The 17689-nt window shown below is 59.1% G+C and carries 15 protein-coding genes; 11 read left to right on the forward strand and 4 right to left on the reverse strand.

The genetic code is table 11. The features are described from left to right. The first annotated feature begins 15 nt into the window (after positions 1-15). A complete protein-coding gene (locus BM152_RS02560) occupies positions 16-1050 on the forward strand; it encodes a protein-glutamate methylesterase/protein-glutamine glutaminase (RefSeq protein WP_074913931.1) in 1035 nt (344 codons plus the stop codon). Then, positions 1047-1580, forward strand: coding sequence for a chemotaxis protein CheD (locus BM152_RS02565; RefSeq protein WP_066606126.1), 534 nt, complete (start codon positions 1047-1049; stop codon positions 1578-1580). Before BM152_RS02560 ends, BM152_RS02565 begins: the two co-directional genes overlap by 4 nt. 341 nt (positions 1581-1921) lie before the next feature. Here the strand turns inward: BM152_RS02565 and BM152_RS02570 are convergent, their stop codons facing one another. Next, the gene (locus tag BM152_RS02570; protein WP_066606128.1) at positions 1922-3319 is read right to left on the reverse strand and encodes a dipeptidase; all 1398 of its coding nucleotides are present in this window, start codon (positions 3317-3319) and stop codon (positions 1922-1924) included. A gap of 263 nt (positions 3320-3582) precedes the next feature. On the opposite strand from BM152_RS02570, the gene hemA reads away from it, so the two are divergent. The 3 genes from hemA to ispG all read left to right on the forward strand — a co-directional run bounded on the left by hemA (position 3583) and on the right by ispG (position 7474). After that, positions 3583-4812 carry a 5-aminolevulinate synthase gene (hemA, locus tag BM152_RS02575; protein WP_066606493.1) on the forward strand — a complete coding sequence of 410 codons (1230 nt, stop codon included), beginning with the start codon at positions 3583-3585 and terminating at the stop codon, positions 4810-4812. Between the two features lie 126 nt (positions 4813-4938). After that, positions 4939-6144 carry a helix-turn-helix domain-containing protein gene (locus tag BM152_RS02580; RefSeq protein WP_066606130.1) on the forward strand — a complete coding sequence of 402 codons (1206 nt, stop codon included), beginning with the start codon at positions 4939-4941 and terminating at the stop codon, positions 6142-6144. Positions 6145-6346: 202 nt separating this feature from the next. Further along, the gene (gene ispG, locus BM152_RS02585) at positions 6347-7474 is read left to right on the forward strand and encodes a flavodoxin-dependent (E)-4-hydroxy-3-methylbut-2-enyl-diphosphate synthase (protein ID WP_066606132.1); all 1128 of its coding nucleotides are present in this window, start codon (positions 6347-6349) and stop codon (positions 7472-7474) included. 147 nt (positions 7475-7621) lie between these two features. Here ispG and BM152_RS02590 read toward each other — a convergent pair whose 3' ends face one another. Then, positions 7622-8392: a DsbA family protein gene (locus BM152_RS02590; RefSeq protein ID WP_066606135.1), complete on the reverse strand. Its 771-nt coding sequence runs from the start codon at positions 8390-8392 to the stop codon at positions 7622-7624. Positions 8393-8578: 186 nt separating this feature from the next. Between BM152_RS02590 and BM152_RS02595 the strand changes: the two genes are divergently transcribed. Both BM152_RS02595 and BM152_RS02600 read left to right on the forward strand, forming a co-directional pair. Continuing rightward, positions 8579-9718: a pyridoxal phosphate-dependent aminotransferase gene (locus tag BM152_RS02595; RefSeq protein WP_066606497.1), complete on the forward strand. Its 1140-nt coding sequence runs from the start codon at positions 8579-8581 to the stop codon at positions 9716-9718. A 173-nt stretch (positions 9719-9891) separates the two neighbouring features. Then, positions 9892-11115 (forward strand): N-acetylmuramoyl-L-alanine amidase, encoded by a 1224-nt coding sequence (locus BM152_RS02600; protein ID WP_066606142.1) that lies wholly within the window; start codon positions 9892-9894, stop codon positions 11113-11115. 45 nt (positions 11116-11160) lie between these two features. Here BM152_RS02600 and BM152_RS02605 read toward each other — a convergent pair whose 3' ends face one another. Together BM152_RS02605 and BM152_RS02610 are read right to left on the reverse strand one after the other, a co-directional pair. Next, entirely contained in the window at positions 11161-11826 is a 666-nt protein-coding gene (locus BM152_RS02605) for a ZinT family metal-binding protein (protein ID WP_066606144.1), read from the reverse strand. A 182-nt stretch (positions 11827-12008) separates the two neighbouring features. Continuing rightward, positions 12009-12638, reverse strand: coding sequence for a class I SAM-dependent DNA methyltransferase (locus BM152_RS02610; RefSeq protein WP_074913932.1), 630 nt, complete (start codon positions 12636-12638; stop codon positions 12009-12011). 180 nt (positions 12639-12818) lie between these two features. Between BM152_RS02610 and BM152_RS02615 the strand changes: the two genes are divergently transcribed. The 4 genes from BM152_RS02615 to BM152_RS02630 all read left to right on the forward strand — a co-directional run bounded on the left by BM152_RS02615 (position 12819) and on the right by BM152_RS02630 (position 17670). Beyond that, entirely contained in the window at positions 12819-15326 is a 2508-nt protein-coding gene (locus tag BM152_RS02615) for a penicillin-binding protein 1A (RefSeq protein ID WP_066606499.1), read from the forward strand. Positions 15327-15415: 89 nt separating this feature from the next. Then, complete coding sequence (gene prfB, locus BM152_RS02620) at positions 15416-16537, forward strand: peptide chain release factor 2 (RefSeq protein ID WP_066606149.1); 1122 nt, start codon at positions 15416-15418, stop codon at positions 16535-16537. A gap of 238 nt (positions 16538-16775) precedes the next feature. Beyond that, positions 16776-17225, forward strand: a complete 450-nt coding sequence (locus BM152_RS02625; RefSeq protein WP_066606152.1) for a YeeE/YedE family protein — start codon at positions 16776-16778, stop codon at positions 17223-17225. Between the two features lies 1 nt (position 17226). Then, positions 17227-17670, forward strand: a complete 444-nt coding sequence (locus BM152_RS02630) for a DUF6691 family protein (RefSeq protein ID WP_066606155.1) — start codon at positions 17227-17229, stop codon at positions 17668-17670. The last annotated feature ends 19 nt before the right edge of the window (positions 17671-17689 follow it).

The raw sequence follows: 17689 nt of genomic DNA on the forward strand, positions 1-17689 counted from the left end.
AAAGGGGAGGCTGATGTGAAACCAATACGTGTTTTGATTGTGGATGACTCGGCCACGATGCGGCGTCTCATTCGCTCTATTCTTGAGGCCGACCAGAGACTTGAGATCGTAGGCGAGGCGGGGACGGCGCGTGAGGCGCGTGATGCAGTCAACTTGTATCGGCCTGACGTAATGACACTTGATGTCGAGATGCCCAGTATGAGTGGCTTGGAGTTTCTGCAGCGTCTTATGCGACATCGCCCGATGCCGGTTGTCATGGTGTCGACCTTGACGCGGCGTGGCAGTGATGTCGCCATTGAAGCCATGTCTATTGGTGCTGTCGATTGCGTTGAAAAGCCGAAGCTGGGCGGCGGGCTTGATAGTTTTTCAAAGCTGGCAGATACCGTTGCGGCGGCCGCCCGTGCGCGGGTCAATGATCCGCGCAGGGCAGGGGAAATTTCCGTGTCGCGGTCGAATAGAAACTACAGGCGAATTTGCTTGATTGGCGGCTCAACTGGGGCTGTGGATGCAATCGAACGGATTTTGAAAACTTTCCCAGCTGACTGTCCGCCGACGCTCATCACGCAACATATGCCTGCACCATTTCTGGTGAGTTTTGCCGCCCGCCTCGACCCTTTGGTGCAGCCGCATGTCAGCTTGGCTCGCGATGGTATGCCCTTGCGTCAGGGACAGGTGATGATTGCACCCGGGGGCGATTATCACCTTAATATTTCGGGGAGAACAGATCTGCGGGTGAATTTATATAAAGGACCGCCTGTGTCCGGACATCGCCCGTCGGTGGATTCCATGTTTTTATCCGCTGTGAAACATGCTCCGAGGATGGTTGCGGGGATCCTGACCGGTATGGGCGCTGACGGTGCCGCAGGGATGAAGGCACTTCGTGATGCGGGGGCGAAAACTCTGGGTCAAAGCAAGGAAACATGCGTGGTTTACGGTATGCCGCGCGTGGCTGGTGAAATGGGTGGGGTCGAGGCTTGGGCCGATCTGGACAAGTTCGGCGAAACGCTGCTGCACCTATGTGAAACTCCGGTGAAAGCACAGGTGATATGACGGCGATTTTGCAAAAACAGCCATGCGACCTTCGCACCTATATCGCGCAAGGGGAATACGCGATTGCGGACGCGGAAGATGCCGTGATCACAACGGTTCTGGGCTCTTGTGTGGCGACCTGTTTGTGGGATCCTGTGGCCAGAATTGGCGGCATGAACCATTTTCTGCTGCCCGAGGGTCCTCCGTCACGCAGCGATGTCAGTTCTTTCGGGGCCAATGCGATGGAGCTTCTGATTAATGCGTTGATCCGTTCCGGTGCTCTGCGGGGGCGTTTGCGGGCCAAGGTGTTTGGCGGAGCGGAGATGTACAAAGGTCTGACCAATGTGGGCAACCAGAACGGACGTTTCGTCCTCTCCTATCTCGAGAGGGAGGGGATGCCCTGTGATGGTCAAAGCCTCGGAGGCGTGCAGGCCCGCCGCGTGGAATTCTTTCCGGCTCAGGGGAAGGCTCGTCAAAAGTTGGTTGAGGACACGCACATTGTCGAAAAACGGCCTGTGCCGGAGATTTCCAGCGATCTGGAGCTTTTCTGATGTTGAAAATACGCCACCTCAAGATCACGGCTTGCGATGCGCTGCGCCATTACAATGGGACCGGCTCTGTTGGAGCGCGGAGTGCACGCCCGCGCCAATGGCCGGACCAGTTACGGTGTTACGGGAATGAGCCCATGTTGCGATCTTCTCGAACACGGGAGGGGCAGGGGCTTGAAAGCCACAGCCCCTCCAGCGTGACCGGCGGGGCTGTGTAAATGTCCAAAGCACTTCAACTTTTTCGAGAGGAGACCAATATCCCCAAACAATCTCCGGAAATCAAAACCTACTTCAAACACGGCGTTTGATGTCCGAGAAGGTCGGAGACCTCCGAAGGCGCTTGGTTAGATTTTCGACACCGCGTCAAGAATACGCGCCCAGGAGCGGATACCTTTGTGGAAGTTCTTCAGTCCGTATTTTTCATTCGGCGAATGGATGCGGTCGTCGTCTTCGGCAAAGCCCACGAGCATCGAGTCGAGACCCAGAATGGAGGTGAAGAACCCCGCAATCGGGATGGATCCACCCATGCCCGCAAACACGGCTTCTCGATCCCATTCCTCGGTGAGCGCCTGACGTGCGGCTTCGAATTCCGGACGGCTGGTGTTCATCACTGCGGCGGGAGAACCGTCGAGGTCTTGGTTCCATGTGACCTTGGCATCTGTGGGCAGACGGCTTTCCACATGAGCGCGGAAGTTTTTGCGGATGGCATCGGGGTCCTGTTTGCCAACGAGACGGCAGGTGATTTTGCAATGCGCTTCCGAGGGGATCACGGTTTTCGTGCCCGGTCCCTGATAGCCGCCCCACAACCCGTTGATCTCCAGCGTCGGGCGGGCCCATTGCTGCTCCAGCGTGGAATAGGCACGCTCGCCGTGGGCCTCGGACATGCCGACGGAGGACAGGTAATCCTTTTCGTCAAAGCCGCAGCCCTTCCACTGTTCCAGAATGTCGGCGGGCACCTCTTCGACGCCGTCATAGAAATCCTTGACGGTCACGCGGCCTTCATCATCATGAAAACTCGCAATGATTTTGGAGATTTCGCGCAGCGGGTTGAGCGCCGGACCACCGTAATGGCCGGAGTGCAGGTCCATGGTCGGGCCGGTCAGGGTGAACTCGTCCTTGAGCATCCCGCGCAGCTGCGAACAAATCGAGGGCACGCCGGGCGCCACCATGGATGTGTCGCAAATGAGCGCCAGATCGGCTTTGAGCTTGTCCTTGTTGGCTTCCATGAAGGGGATGAGCGAGGGGGAGCCGCTTTCTTCCTCGCCTTCGAAAAAGAAGGTGATGGTGCAGGGCATCTCGCCGTGTTCGGCAATCCATGCGCGACAGGCTTCGACAAAGGTCATGAGCTGGCCCTTGTCATCGGAGGCACCACGCCCGCGGATCACCTTGCCGGACTCGCGGTCTTCGATGAAGGGTGCGAAAGGATCATGATCCCAGAGGTCAAGCGGATCGACCGGCTGCACATCATAATGCCCGTAGAACAACAGGTGCGGCGCGTCATTGGCGGTCTTGGGGCCGATCTTGCCGTAAACCATCGGATGACCGGGCGTCGGGCAAAGCTCGACTTCGGCCCCCAGAGATTTGAGATCGGCGACCAGCCATTCGGCGGCTTTGAGGCAATCGGCCTTGTTGGCAGGGTCGGTGGAGATCGACGGGATGCGCAAAAGGTCCATCAACCGTTCGAGGGAAGCCTCAAGGCTGGAGTCGATGCGCGACAGCACCGGATCGAGACGTGTGTTCATTATAGGAAACCTTTGGTCTTGCTCGGGATAATTTGCCGCAGCTTACGCCGATCATATCTGGTGTCCAGAGGGGCAGGGCCGCTTGACATAGATCATGTAGAAAGGGTTTTTAGTCGTTCTAAAAGGAAGGTGCAGTTTCAAGGGCTGCACATGCCTGAAAAGGGTCTTGTTGGAATAATACCTTGCGGAATGTGAATGTGAGTCGCAATTTTCGCAAGATGCCGCTAAAACAGGCAGACCCGCGACGCGCGAAAGGAAAAGAAGTGGACTATACGGCGAAGCTTGAGGAAGCCCTCCAACGTTTGCATAACGAGGGACGCTACCGGACCTTCATCGACATCGAACGCAAACGTGGCCAGTATCCGCACGCCACGTGGAAGCGTCCCGATGGGTCCGAGCAGCCGGTCACTGTCTGGTGTGGCAACGACTATCTCGGCATGGGGCAGAATCCGGTTGTGATTGACGCCATGAAGGAAGCGGTGGATGCAACGGGTGCGGGTTCCGGCGGCACGCGCAACATTTCCGGCACCACGGTATATCACAAACGTCTTGAGGCCGAGCTGGCCGATCTTCACGGCAAAGAGTCTGCGCTGGTCTTTTCTTCGGCTTATATTGCCAATGATGCGACGCTTTCGACGCTGCCGACACTGTTTCCGGGCCTCATTATCTATTCCGATGAATTGAACCACGCTTCCATGATTGAGGGCATTCGCCGCAATGGCGGGGCGAAACGGATTTTCCGTCACAATGATCTCGACCACCTGCGCGAACTTCTGGCCGCCGATGATCCGGCTGCGCCGAAGCTGATCGCATTTGAGTCGGTCTATTCGATGGATGGCGATTTCGGGCCGATCAAGGAAATTTGCGATCTGGCCGATGAATTCAACGCGCTGACATATCTCGACGAGGTGCATGCCGTGGGCATGTATGGTCCGCGTGGCGGCGGCGTGGCCGAGCGCGACGGGCTGATGGACCGTCTCGACATCATTAACGGCACACTGGGCAAAGCCTTCGGCGTGTTCGGCGGTTATATCGCGGCGAGTGAGAAAATGTGTGACGCTGTGCGCTCTTACGCGCCTGGCTTTATCTTCACCACCTCGATCCCGCCGGCTGTGGCGGCAGGGGCGGCGGCCTCGATTGCCTTCCTGAAAGGCGAGGGCGGTGTGAAATTGCGCGAAGCACATCAGACACAGGCGAATATTCTCAAGCTGCGGCTCAAAGGGCTCGGCCTGCCGATCACGGATAACGGTTCGCATATCGTGCCGTTGATCGTGGGCGATCCGAAGCACACGAAACTCATGTCCGACATGATGCTCGAAAACTACGGGATTTATGTGCAGCCGGTGAACTATCCGACCGTTCCGCGCGGCACGGAGCGTCTGCGCTTTACCCCGTCGCCTGTGCATGGTCCCAACGAGATGGATCATCTGATCAAGGCGCTCGACGCGCTTTGGAGTCATTGTGCGCTGAATCGTGCCGAAATGGCGGGATGAATCGCATAAGCCCTGTGCGCCCTGTTTGAGCTTGTGATAACTGTTGATCAAGGTGCTTGGACGAATCGTTGCAAACGATAGGTTCAAAGGCATCATGGGGATAGGGACAAGTTGAGGCGCACAGGCATGATCAGGCGGTGGAGCAAGCCACCTGTCGAGGAACAGGAACAACCTCGCGGGTTTGACGACTTCGAGCTGAAGCTCGGGGATGTCATGCGCGGGGAACGTGCGACCATCGGCAAGTCTCTTTTGGATGTTCAGCGGGAACTCAAGATCAAGGCGACCTATATTGCCGCGATCGAGAATGCCGATCCGTCCGTGTTCGAAACCCAAGGTTTCATTGCCGGTTATGTGCGCTCCTATGCGCGCTATCTCAATCTTGATCCGGACTGGGCCTTTTCGCGTTTCTGTCAGGAAAGCGGGTTTTCCGTGGCCCACGGAATGTCGCCGCAGGCCTCGACCAAACGGCCTGCCAAGGTGGCAAAACAGGCCCCTGTCAAAGATCCTTTCGCCGATCCGAACGCCTCTTTTGTCCCGCGCGGGCAAGGGTTTATGGCGCGGATCGAACCCGGTGCGCTTGGCTCGACTGCTGTGCTTATGGCGCTGTTGGGCGTGATAGGCTATGGCGGCTGGGCCGTGTTGCAGGAAGTGCAAAAGGTCAAGCTGGCCCCCGTTGATCAGACCCCTGGCGTTATCTCCGAAGTGGCCCCGCTTGGCGGGGAAAGCACCACGGTGGCCGGTATGGACGAAAGCCTTTCGCTTGCCACACCTTCGGCTGAGGCGCTTGACCGGCTCTATCGCCCGCAGGCGCTTGATGTGCCGGTTCTGGTGCCGCGTGACGGGCCGATTGCCACGCTTGACCCGCGCACGGTTGGTGCTCTGGCCGGTGAAACGCTGGCCGCCGAGCGTGAAGACATTCTCAACGACATGTCCAACCTGATCGCCGAGGCCGCGCTGTCTGAAGGCGAGGACACACCGGTTCAGGTCACCGCCGAAGGCGCGCCGGAATTGACCCTTGTCGCCGTGCTGCCCTCTTGGGTGCGGGTGCAAGCCGCTGATGGCTCTGTCATTTTCGAGAAAATTCTCAATGCCGGCGAACGCTATGTCGTGCCTGCGATGGAACAGCCGCCTGTGTTGCGCACCGGCAATGGTGGTGGCGTCTATTTCGCGGTCAACGGTCAGGCTTACGGTCCGGTCGGGTCTTCCGGCTCCGTGGTGAAAAACGTCGCACTTTCTGTTGCCGATGTGTCGGAGAGTTTCGCGGCTGTCGATCTTGCAGAGAATGACACGGTCGCGCAGATGTTCCGCGTGGCCTTGAACACCACAGAATAACACCAGCCATCCCGCGAAACCTTTGCTCGCGCAAGCGCCCGTGCCAACCACCGCCTCACGCTGGGGAGGGCGCGCTTCACTATGCTTCTGTGTCGTCAAACTTGCCCTCTGTGTGACACATCTACGGAGCAGGCGCTTGCCCCCGCGCGCTCTGCGGCCTATCTAGGGGCAGACTGAAACGCGCACTCTCGAAGAGGCTCCCATGTCCCACAACCCGATCCGCCCTTGGCGCAATATCGACCGTCGCGAAAGCCGCAAGATCTGGGTGGGCGATGTGCCGGTTGGGGGCGATGCGCCGATCACGGTCCAGACCATGACCAATACGCTCACCCATGACGTCAAAGCCACGCTGGACCAGATCATCCGTTCCGCCGAGGCCGGTGCCGATATCGTGCGGGTCTCTGTGCCGGACAAGGAAAGCTCTGTCGCGCTCAAGGAAATCTGCCGCGAAAGCCCTGTGCCCATCGTGGCCGACATCCATTTCCACTATATGCGCGGCATCGAGGCGGCAGAGGCGGGAGCGGCCTGCCTGCGGATCAACCCCGGCAATATCGGCAATGAAAAACGCGTCAAAGAGGTGATTCAGGCGGCGCGCGATCACAACTGTTCCATCCGGATCGGCGTGAATGCGGGCTCTCTCGAACGTCACCTTCTGGAGAAATACGGCGAGCCATGCCCCGACGCGATGGTCGAGAGCGGCATGGATCACATCAAGATCCTCGAAGACAACGACTTCCACAATTTCAAAATCTCGGTGAAAGCCTCCGATGTTTTCATGGCCTCCGCCGCCTACCAACAGCTTGCCGAAGCCACCGACGCGCCGATTCACCTCGGGATCACCGAGGCGGGCGGGTTGATGTCGGGCACAATCAAATCCGCCATCGGTCTGGGGCAGCTTTTGTGGATGGGCATTGGCGACACGCTGCGCGTTTCCCTCTCCGCCGATCCGGTCGAAGAGGTCAAGGTCGGCTATGAGATTCTCAAATCCCTCGGCCTGCGCCATCGCGGCGTGAATATCATCTCCTGCCCGTCCTGTGCACGTCAGGGGTTTGACGTGATCAAGACCGTGGAAGAGCTGGAAAAACGCCTCGAACATATCAAGACGCCCATGAGCCTGTCGATCATCGGCTGTGTGGTGAACGGGCCGGGCGAGGCGCTGATGACCGATGTCGGTTGGACCGGCGGCGGCGCAGGTCACGGTATGGTCTATTTGGGCGGCAAACAGGACCATAAAATGTCAAATGACGGTATGATTGAGCATATTGTCGAACAGGTCGAGAAAAAGGCCGAAGAACTGGAAACCGCCCGCGCTCAGGATGCGGCCGAATAACGGTTCGCTCCTCATAAGGCGGCCAATCGCGCCCGTCTTGCGCATCCGCTCGCGTTTCCTTTGTGCACTAAATACTTAAAAACCCCGCCGGATCGGCGGGGTTTCTCAATTAAGCACAGAATTTGGCACAGAAATTGTTCCGTGCAGTTACCGGTTCTTGCGCACCTCGGCTACGATCTCCACCATCGCATCATACGGCAGATAGCCGCGCAGCATCTGGTCGCCCAGAACAAAGGCGGGGGTGCCGGAGATTTGCAGGTCCTGCGCCAGCTGGTAGTTGCGGGCAAGGATCGCAGTGACCTCGTCGCTCTCCATCTGCGCAATCACCGCATCGGCGTCGATTTCCAGCCCGTTGGCCAGACGGCGCAAGGAACCTTCGGAAACATCGCCGCGCGCCTGCATCAGCTCGTCATGGAGTTTGAGATAGGCCTCGTTGCCCGCGACCAGTTTGGTGGCTACCGCGAAACGTCCGGCCAGAATGGACGCCTCGCCCAGAATCGGAAACTCCTTGACGATCAGCTTGATGTTGCCATCTTTTTCCAAAAGCGCCTGCACGTCCGGATAGGCTTTCTTGCAATAGCCGCAGCGGTAGTCGGAGAATTCGACCAGAACGATGTCACCGTCGGGGTTGCCGTAAACGGCATCGTTTTCGTCGTCGTAAATCACATCGGCAGATTTGGCGATCAGATCGGCATCATTGGCGACCTGCGCTTCGGACTGGCGCTGCTGGTAGACCTCATAGGCCTCTTCCATGATCATCTCGGGATTTTCCATGATGTAAGCACGGACTTCGGCGCGAAACGCCTCGCGCTCGGCATCGGTCATGTCGGTGATGTCAAAAGCGCTCGCCGCGATCGCGGTGGAGGCGGTCAAGAGGGCCGCGGCACCGAGGCGCGCGAAGGCTTTGGCAAAAGGCATGGGTGTTTCTCCGTTTCAAACCTGTTCATAGGCATCTACCACATCCTGCACGCGGGTCCACCCAACAGTTGCGTGACGCAAGGCCGCAGCACAGCTGTTGAGCAGCATCGCAAAGGTGGCTGCGCATTGCATTTTCCGCGCGCGGCTGGCATGCGTTGGTCCGACTATTTCATTGGAGCCAAGCGCATGAAAACCTCCCGCCGTTCTGTCGTTGATCCCTTTATCGTCATGGATGTGATGGAGGCGGCCCGCGTGGCCGAGGAGGCGGGGCGTCATATCATTCATATGGAAGTAGGCCAGCCCTCCACAGGCGCACCGTCCAAGGCCCGCGCGCGTCTGGTGTCCGAGATGGAGGAGGGGCCGCTGGGCTACACGGTGGCTTTGGGTCTGCCGGAACTGCGCAAGGGCATCGCCGCGCTTTATAAAGACTGGTATGGGGTCGATCTCGACTGGAACCGCGTGGTGATCACGCCGGGGTCTTCAGGCGCATTTATCCTCGCCTTTACCGCCTTGTTCGATGCTGGTGCAAAGGTCGGGATGGGCGAGCCGGGCTATCCGTCCTATCGCCAGATTTTGAGCGGCCTCGACATCACCCCCGTAGGCATCCCCACGAAAATGGAAAACCGGTTGCAACCCGTGCCGGATGAAATCCCCGACGGGCTCGACGGTTTGATCGTAGCCAGTCCGGGCAATCCCTCCGGCACAATGCTCGGTCATGAGGATATGGGCGCGTTGATCAAGGCCTGCCATGACAAGGGTATCGCGTTCATTTCCGACGAGATTTACCACGGCATCCAGTATGAAGGCCGCGCCGTCACCGCGCTTGAGCTTTCGGATGATGTCTATGTCATCAATTCCTTCTCGAAATTCTTCTCCATGACGGGCTGGCGGATCGGCTGGATGGTGGTGCCGGAAGATCATGTACGGGTGATCGAACGCATCGCTCAAAACTTCTTCCTCTGCCCGCCACACGCCTCGCAAGTGGCCGCCTTGGGCGCCTTGGAGTCGCGGCAGGACTGTCAGCAGATGGTGGATGTCTATGCGGAAAACCGGCGCTTGATGCTCGAAGACCTGCCGAAAATCGGCTTTGACAAGATCGCACCGCCGGATGGGGCCTTTTACATCTATGCCGATGTGTCCGACCATACAGAGGACAGCAAGGCCTTTTGCGCCGAGATTCTCGACAAGGCCGGAGTCGCGGTCACGCCGGGTCTGGATTTCGACCCGAAACGCGGGGCGCAGACCTTGCGGTTTTCCTATGCCCGCAGCACCGAGGATATTCGCGAAGGTCTCAAGCGTCTCGCGGCCTTCATGGCAAACCGCTAATCCTGCCTGATCGGTTCATATGTGCTGCCTCGCACCGGAGGCGATACGGGCGGGGCGCGATGCGATCACATTCCGGTCAGACGGGCCATGCGTGGCTGCAAATCTGCGGCCAACGGATAGGCAAACCGCGCAGGCCGCGCTAGGGTGCGGCTGACACGTTTCACGAGGGTTCCATGTCGTTTTTGAAAACTGTTTTTCTGGGCATTTGCCTGCTGCTGTCCACTGTTGTTTCGGTTTCTGCACAGGGCATGACCGCCTTGGCGCGTGCGGACAGTTCCGCCTCCGCTCTGGTGGATCAGGGCGACAGTATCGAGATGATGCTCCGCCTGAGCCAGCCTGTGCCGTTTCGCATCTTCACCCTCGACGATCCGCGCCGCATGGTGGTGGATTTTGCGGAGGTGGACTGGACGGGTTTTGACACAGAGGCATTTAACACCTCGCGCGGGATCACGGGGCTACGGGTCGGCGGGTTCACCCCCGGCTGGTCGCGCATGGTGCTTGATCTTGCGCAGCCCTATGCCTTGGTCCATGCCGAGATGTCCCGCGACGACAGTGGTGCGGTTCTGACCCTCAACCTTGACCCGACCGCTTCCGACGAGTTCGCGCTGACAGCAGGGACACCGCCCGATGCCCGACTGGTCCGCCGCACGACACAAGAAGGTCAGAAACCACTGCCACCGCGCAAAATTGGTGAGGGGCCGTTGCGCGTTGTGCTCGATCCGGGCCATGGCGGGATTGATCCGGGGGCCGAACGTGACGGGGTGCAGGAAAAGACGCTGACCTTGACCTTTGCGCGGGAATTGCAGGACGTTCTGAACCGCGCAGGCGGTTTCGATGTGACGGTCACACGGACCGAAGATGTCTTCGTTCCGCTGGAGACCCGTTTGACACTGGCGCGCGAGGCCGGAGGCGATGTGTTCATCTCGATCCATGCCGATGCGATTGCCGAAGGCCGTGCCGAAGGGGCGACGATCTACACCTTGGCCGCGCGGTCTTCCGATGCGGCTTCGCAAAAGCTGGCGGAGCGGCATGATCGTGCGGATTTGCTGGCTGGGGTGGACCTGACAGGGCAGGACGACGTGATTGCTTCCGTGCTCATGGATATGGCACGCACCGAAACAACGCCACGCACGGATCGTCTGGCGGATACGCTGGTGACATATCTGGAGGAAAGCGTGGGGATGCACAAACGCCCGCGTCTTGAGGCCGGTTTCTCGGTGCTCAAAGCGCCGGATATGCCCTCTGTCCTCATCGAACTGGGCTTCCTGTCCTCGGCCAAGGACCGCGCGAAACTGGTGGATCCGGCTTGGCGGATGAAAGCCGCTTGGGCCATCCGCGATGCGCTTCTGGACTGGGAAGAGCAAGAGCGGGTGATGCAGGGCAAACTGCGCAAGTGAGGGCGACGACCTGCGCCGCCCTCGGCTGTCGAGACGTTTTATGCGTTAATGCGCCAGCATTTCCGAGACGATGTCATCGGCGCTCAGTTCGGCGGGGTAGTAAGTGGGCCAGTTGGTCAGCTCTTCGAGGACAGCCGCACGATCCCCTCCCCAATAGAGATGGTAGTGATCGGCTTTCGAGGGGAAGATGCGGTGGTCGCTGAACTGGATGTAGCCGGGGGCTTCATCATCGCCTGACACTTTTTCAAAGATATAGCGGACGCCGCGATTGCCCTTGGAATAGGTCAGGACTTCATAGCCGTCATCTTCATATTGTCCCGTGAAGGACCCCTCCTTGCGGTGGAAGGTTACCATGTCGCCTTTGATCTCGATCCGGTCCACATCTGTTGCATAGCCCGTGGTGTAGTAGGCGGTATATTCCTCGGCTGTTTTATCGTCTGTTTCCGCCTTCTTCTCCATAACGGGGGCCAGTTTGCCCTCGATCAGAAGCGGGTAGACCGACTGCCAGTCACCTTCCCAATCGGAGAGGGGGCGGTTCTTGATCTGGCTGTCTTCGAAATAGCCTTTGTAGATCTGGTCATCATGACTATGGGCCTGTTCGTGACTGTGGGCATCATGGTCGTGATCATGTTGGTGGTCTGCCTGCGCATGTGTTGCGAAGCTCAGGGTTGCGACGAGAGCCGTTGCAACTGTGAGGGAAGTTTTCAACATCGTGTGGTCCTGTGTTGTGTTTGCGTCTGGCTGGCCATGACTGGCGGCTGTGGTGAGTTTGGTTATGATATAACATAACGACCCTGTGATAAGAAAAGCCCTGCGCTTTGACAAGCCGAAAACATAGTTCGAAAGGCCATGCTTCGGGTCGCTGGTGTCGGGCAGGGTGTCTGTCGTAGCGCTTATGTGGCGGAGGTTTGCTTGCGTGCGAGCCAGACGGTGTGATCGGCGCAATCAGGGTCTTCGATGATATGTCGAATGACCTCAAGCCCCTGTGCGGCCAGAAGCTCCCGATAGCGATCCGGTGACAGGGACACGTGATAGACCACGCTGTCGCCCACTTGCCCCAAGGCCTCGCCATCGTCCGTGCCGGTGGTGAACATCACCACGCCGCCGGTGGCGAGATGGCGGGCAAAGACCTCGAACATCGGGATTTGGTCTTCGGGGCTGAGGTGAAAGAAACTGTCCCAAGCCAGCACCGCATCAAAGGTCTCGCCCAGATCAAGCCCGCGCATATCCGCATGGATCGCACGCGCTTTGGGCAGGTTTTGTTCGAACAGTGCCACCATATTGGCGGCCCCGTCGACACCGGTGACAACACAGCGCCGGTCGAGCAGGTATTGCGCAATCGGCTGACCCGTGCCGCAGCCCAGATCCAGCACCCTCACAGCCCCCGCATTGCGCGGCGCATGGGCCAGAAACCGGTCGAGCCAGGGGCGCTCGAACAGGGTCTTGTTGCGCAACTTCTGAAAGGTCTGCGCTTCTTTATCGTAGGTGCTGATAATATCTTCGGCTTTCATAGTCTGCCACATAGGCGCGCAGGCGCGTGCTCACAAGGGAAACTGTTCACAGGTGGCGTGTTTCTGCTCACATTTGCGCGTGATCCGGACGCGGATGTTTTGACCATGGGCGCAGGCCTGTATAAGGAAGGCCAAGACTGTGCGGCTCAAAGGCGAGTCAGCGCGGAAGTTGGGTGTGGGAAAGGCTCGTCAGTGCTCAGATTTATCTTTTCATTCTTAGGGACGATTTTTTCGTGGATCACCACGGGGCTGTTTCTTATGGCGCTGGTCATCGGGGGCATCTTCTGGATGTATGGCCGCGACCTGCCTAACCACGAGGCGCTGGCGCAATACCAGCCGCCGACGATCTCGCGAATCTATTCCGGCGAAGGCAAAATCATCGACGAATTTGCCCGCGAACGGCGTCTCTACACCCCGCCCGAGGAAATTCCAGATCTGGTGAAACATGCGTTCATCTCCGCCGAGGACAAGAATTTCTACAACCACAAGGGCTATGACCTGCGCGGCATGGTAGCGGCGGCACTGGATGCGGCCCAAGGTGGCCCCCTGCGCGGGGCCTCGACCATCACGCAACAGGTGATGAAGAACTTCCTTCTGTCTTCCGAACGCTCCGCCGAGCGCAAGATCAAGGAACTGATCCTCGCCACCCGTCTGGAACAGTCCCTGACCAAAGACGAGATTCTGGGCCTCTATCTCAACGAGATCGACCTCGGTGTGCGCTCTTTCGGGGTGACAGCGGCGGCACAGAGCTATTTCAACAAATCCCTCTCGGAACTGGCTCCCGAAGAGGCGGCCTTCCTCGCGATCCACCCGAAGGCGCCTTATTCCTACAACCCCGCGAAGAATTACGACGGGGCGTTGACGCGCCGGAACTTCGTGCTGCGCGAGATGTATGAGAACGGCTATCTGACACAGGCGGAATACGAGACCGCGCGCGAAAAGCCGATCAAGACCGTGCAAACCGGCGATTACCCGTCCTATCGTGAAAGCCTGCCGACGCGGGACTATTTCACCGACGAAATCCGCCGCCAACTGTCGAAAAACTTCGGTGAGGAAGAATTCTTCGAAGGTGGTCTGTCGATCCGTGCGACGATTGATCCTGAGATGCAGACCAAGGCGGCCCATGCGCTGCAACGGCGTCTGGAGCAACTTGACCGCGGGCTGGGCATCTGGCGCGGCACGGGCAAGACCATCGACGTGGCCGCTCTGGATGACGGCACATGGGAAACCGCTCTGGCGCAGGTGCGCGTGGCGCGGGACGTGACGCTGGACGGAAAATGGTATGTCGGCGCGGTCAACGAGATCGGCGACAGCGCCATCACCGTGATGGTCGAGGATGGCGTGGGCGAGGTCTCCGTGCCGCGCGAGGACATCAAATGGATGCGCGGCAGTTTCCGCGACAATTTCTCCCGTGGCGACGTGGTGCATCTCCGCCGCATGACCACAGGCGACAATGGCGAGGGCGATCTCATCCGCTGGACGCTGCGTCAGGTGCCGGAAGTGCAGGGCGCGTTCATGGCGATGGATGTCAACACAGGCCGCGTGATTGCCATGCAGGGCGGGTTCTCCTACCAGAACTCGGTCTTCAACCGCGCGACACAGGCCACCCGCCAGCCGGGTTCCAGCTTCAAACCCTTTGTCTATGCCGCCGCTCTCGACAGTGGCTTTACCCCCGCGACGATCATTGTGGATGCGCCCATCGAGATCAACACGCCGCAAGGGGTCTGGCGTCCCAAGAACGCTTCGCGCCGTTTCTACGGTCCGACGCCCTTGCGCACAGGGATCGAGCAATCGCGGAACCTGATGACCATCCGTCTGGCCCAAGAGGTCGGCATGGACACTGTGGCGCGCTATGCGGAACGCTTCGGCGTCTATGACCACATGGGTCAGTATCTCGCCTCGTCTTTGGGGGCAGAGGAAACCACCGTGTTCAAGATGGTCTCGGCCTATGCCATGTTCGCCAATGGCGGCGAGCGGGTGGAGCCGACACTGGTGGACCGCGTGCAGGACCGTTTCGGACGGACCATCTACCGCCACGACCAGCGGATCTGTGAGGAATGTGAGGTGGCCTCGCTCGATCCGGGGGTAGCGCCTAAAATCGTCTCGAACCGCGAACGCATGATCAACGCCATCACTGCCTATCAGCTCACCTCCATGATGCAGGGCGTGGTGCAGCGCGGCACAGCGGCGGGCAAGGTCAATCTGCCGGTGCCCGTGGCGGGCAAGACAGGGACCACCAATGATGGCAAGGACGCATGGTTCATGGGCTTTACCTCGAATATCGTGGCGGGCTGTTACATCGGCTACGACACGCCGCGCGCCATGCGCGGGGCATCGGGCGGCGGCTATTGCGGACCTGTGTTTAATGAATTCATGCAGGACGCTGTGAAGAAATATGGCGGCGGCAAATTCAAAGTGCCGCCAGGCGGGCATTTCATCAAGATTGACCGCTATACCGGTGCGCGTCTCAATGACAGTGCTTCGGGGCCGAATGTTGTGGCGGAATATTTCCGCGATGGCGAAGAGCCGATCTTCGGCCTGATGTATGATGGTGGTTTTGCAATGGGCTCCGACCTGCCTTTGTTCGAGGGTGAAGCCTCCGGCACAGGCGAGCGCGAGGTGCAGACCTCGGGCGGGCGGACGATTAAAGTGCCGGAAAAAGCCTCGATCAACTCGCTGTCTTCCGGCGGGCTTTACTGACAACCGCGCGTTTGATCTCGGGCCGGGCCTTGTGTCCCGGCTTTGAGACGCGTATTTGTCAGCGAAATCTAAGACAAGGTGACTCACTCGTGCGTGCTGAAATCCAGAATATCGTGGCCAAGATCGAAAAATCCGTGGCGCTTTTGAAGCAGCGTCTGGATTGGGAAACCGCGCCGCATCGGTTGGAAGAATACAACGCGATGATCGAGGATCCGACGCTTTGGGACGATCCCGAACGGGCGCAAAAGCTCATGCGCGACCGTCAGATGCTGATGGATGCGATGAAATCCGCGACCTCCATCGAGACGGAGATGAAGGACAACATCGAACTCATCGAGATGGGCGAGATGGAGGACGACCAGGAGGTTGTCACCGAAGCGGAAGAAAGCCTGAAATCGCTGGCCGAAACCGCCGCCGAGAAAGAGCTTGAAGCGCTTCTCGACGGGGAGGCGGATGCCAATGACACCTTCCTCGAAATCAACGCGGGCGCGGGCGGCACGGAGGCTTGTGACTGGGCCTCGATGCTTCAGCGCATGTATGTGCGTTGGGCGGAGAAAAAGGGCTACACGGTCGAGCTGCAATCCGAGGAAGCCGGATCGGAAGCGGGCATCAAATCCGTGGCCTACAAGATTTCCGGCCACAATGCCTATGGCTGGCTGAAGTCCGAAAGCGGCGTGCACCGTCTGGTGCGGATTTCGCCCTTCGGCAAGGGCACGCGCGAGACTTCTTTTGCTTCCGTCTGGGTCTATCCGGTGGTGGATGACAATATCGACATCGATATCAACCCCGCCGATATCCGTATCGACACCTATCGCTCTTCGGGGGCGGGCGGTCAGCACGTCAACACCACGGACTCGGCGGTGCGGATTACCCACCACCCGACAGGGATCGTTGTGACCTCCTCCGAGAAATCCCAGCACCAGAACCGCGACATCGCCATGAAGGCCCTGAAATCGCGGCTCTACCAGTTGGAACTCGACAAGCGCAACGCGGCGATCAACGAAGCCCATGAGAGCAAAGGCTCGGCAGGGTGGGGCAACCAGATCCGCTCCTATGTGATGCAGCCCTACCAGATGGTCAAAGACCTGCGCACCAATTACGAGACCTCGGACACGCAGGGCGTGCTGGACGGAGATCTTGACAAGTTCATGGCGGCGACGCTGGCGATGAATGTCTCCGGCAAGTCGCGCGCGGATGCGCAAGGCGAATAACGCTTCCGACATCTCCGGACGATGAGAGGCCCCCGTTGCGGGGCCTTTTTCATGTCTCTGTTACGGTGTTGTGAGAGCTTTCCCGCGTGTCGCGCGCCGCAATGTGACAAACTCACCGACAGGCCCCCGTGCCGTCGCATATGAATGGTCCCAAGCGGAAAACGCGCAAGAAGGAAACGCACAAGATGAAGATGACCCTCCAGCGGTCCCTCGTCATGACGATGAAAGGGAACCGGCTATGATCACCGAAATCACCCCGACGGAATTTACCCCCTTTGCCTCGTTGTTCGGCGGGGTTCTGATCGGCACGGCTGCCGTGCTTCTAATGGCGCTCAAAGGGCGCATCTTTGGCGCGACCGGCATCCTGTCGGGCTTTATCAGCCCTGCCAACTCCTCCGACTGGGCGTGGCGGGCGGTGCTGCTCGCGGGGATGGTCTCCGGCCCCCTGGTCTATGCGCTGTTCACCGGCTCCATGCCCGCAATCGACGTGCCCGTGTCCAATCTGGCACTTGTGGTCGGCGGGGTGATCGTCGGACTTGGCGTGACCTATGGCTCCGGCTGCACCTCCGGCCACGGGGTCTGCGGCATGGCTCGCCTGTCGCCGCGTTCGATCGTTGCCACACTGTCGTTCATGGTCTCGACCGCGGTGACCGTCTATGTCATCCGCCATGTGATTGCAGGGGTGTAAGATGAAACTGATCCTGACTTATGTGACCGGCCTGATCTTCGGCCTCGGCATTTCCATGTCCGGCATGGCCAATCCGGCAAAAGTCCTGAATTTCTTCGATTTCTTCGGCATCTGGGACCCGTCCCTGATCTTCGTGATGGGCGGCGCCGTGGTGGTGAGCTTTATCGGCTACCGCGTGCTGTTCAAACGCTTCGAGAGCCCCGTCTTCGCGCCGAAATTCATCGTGCCAAGCTCGCGGGTGATTGATGCCAAGCTGGTGGGCGGCTCTCTGGTGTTCGGCGTCGGCTGGGGCATCGCGGGCTTTTGTCCGGGTGGCGCACTTCCCGCACTCGGCGCGTTCAACGCCTCGGTCTGGCTGTTCTTTGCCGCGCTTGTTGCGGGCATCCTGCTGGCCAAATTCCTGATGAAACTGACGGCGGCCCGCGCGGCGCGCCCTGCGGGCTGAGCCCCGCCTAGAGAGGAGA

This window comes from Celeribacter halophilus (genome assembly GCF_900114135.1).
Classification (GTDB): domain Bacteria; phylum Pseudomonadota; class Alphaproteobacteria; order Rhodobacterales; family Rhodobacteraceae; genus Celeribacter; species Celeribacter halophilus.

Bases quoted from the DNA above. Each gene is read 5' to 3' on its own strand.
- BM152_RS02605 (WP_066606144.1), bottom strand. From the start codon at position 11,826: ATGTTGAAAACTTCCCTCACAGTTGCAACGGCTCTCGTCGCAACCCTG.
- BM152_RS02590 (WP_066606135.1), bottom strand. From the start codon at position 8,392: ATGCCTTTTGCCAAAGCCTTCGCGCGCCTCGGTGCCGCGGCCCTCTTG.
- BM152_RS02595 (WP_066606497.1), top strand. From the start codon at position 8,579: ATGAAAACCTCCCGCCGTTCTGTCGTTGATCCCTTTATCGTCATGGAT.
- BM152_RS02600 (WP_066606142.1), top strand. From the start codon at position 9,892: ATGTCGTTTTTGAAAACTGTTTTTCTGGGCATTTGCCTGCTGCTGTCC.
- BM152_RS02625 (WP_066606152.1), top strand. From the start codon at position 16,776: ATGATCACCGAAATCACCCCGACGGAATTTACCCCCTTTGCCTCGTTG.
- BM152_RS02570 (WP_066606128.1), bottom strand. From the start codon at position 3,319: ATGAACACACGTCTCGATCCGGTGCTGTCGCGCATCGACTCCAGCCTT.
- BM152_RS02610 (WP_074913932.1), bottom strand. From the start codon at position 12,638: ATGTGGCAGACTATGAAAGCCGAAGATATTATCAGCACCTACGATAAA.
- BM152_RS02565 (WP_066606126.1), top strand. From the start codon at position 1,047: ATGACGGCGATTTTGCAAAAACAGCCATGCGACCTTCGCACCTATATC.
- BM152_RS02580 (WP_066606130.1), top strand. From the start codon at position 4,939: ATGATCAGGCGGTGGAGCAAGCCACCTGTCGAGGAACAGGAACAACCT.
- BM152_RS02630 (WP_066606155.1), top strand. From the start codon at position 17,227: ATGAAACTGATCCTGACTTATGTGACCGGCCTGATCTTCGGCCTCGGC.
- ispG (WP_066606132.1), top strand. From the start codon at position 6,347: ATGTCCCACAACCCGATCCGCCCTTGGCGCAATATCGACCGTCGCGAA.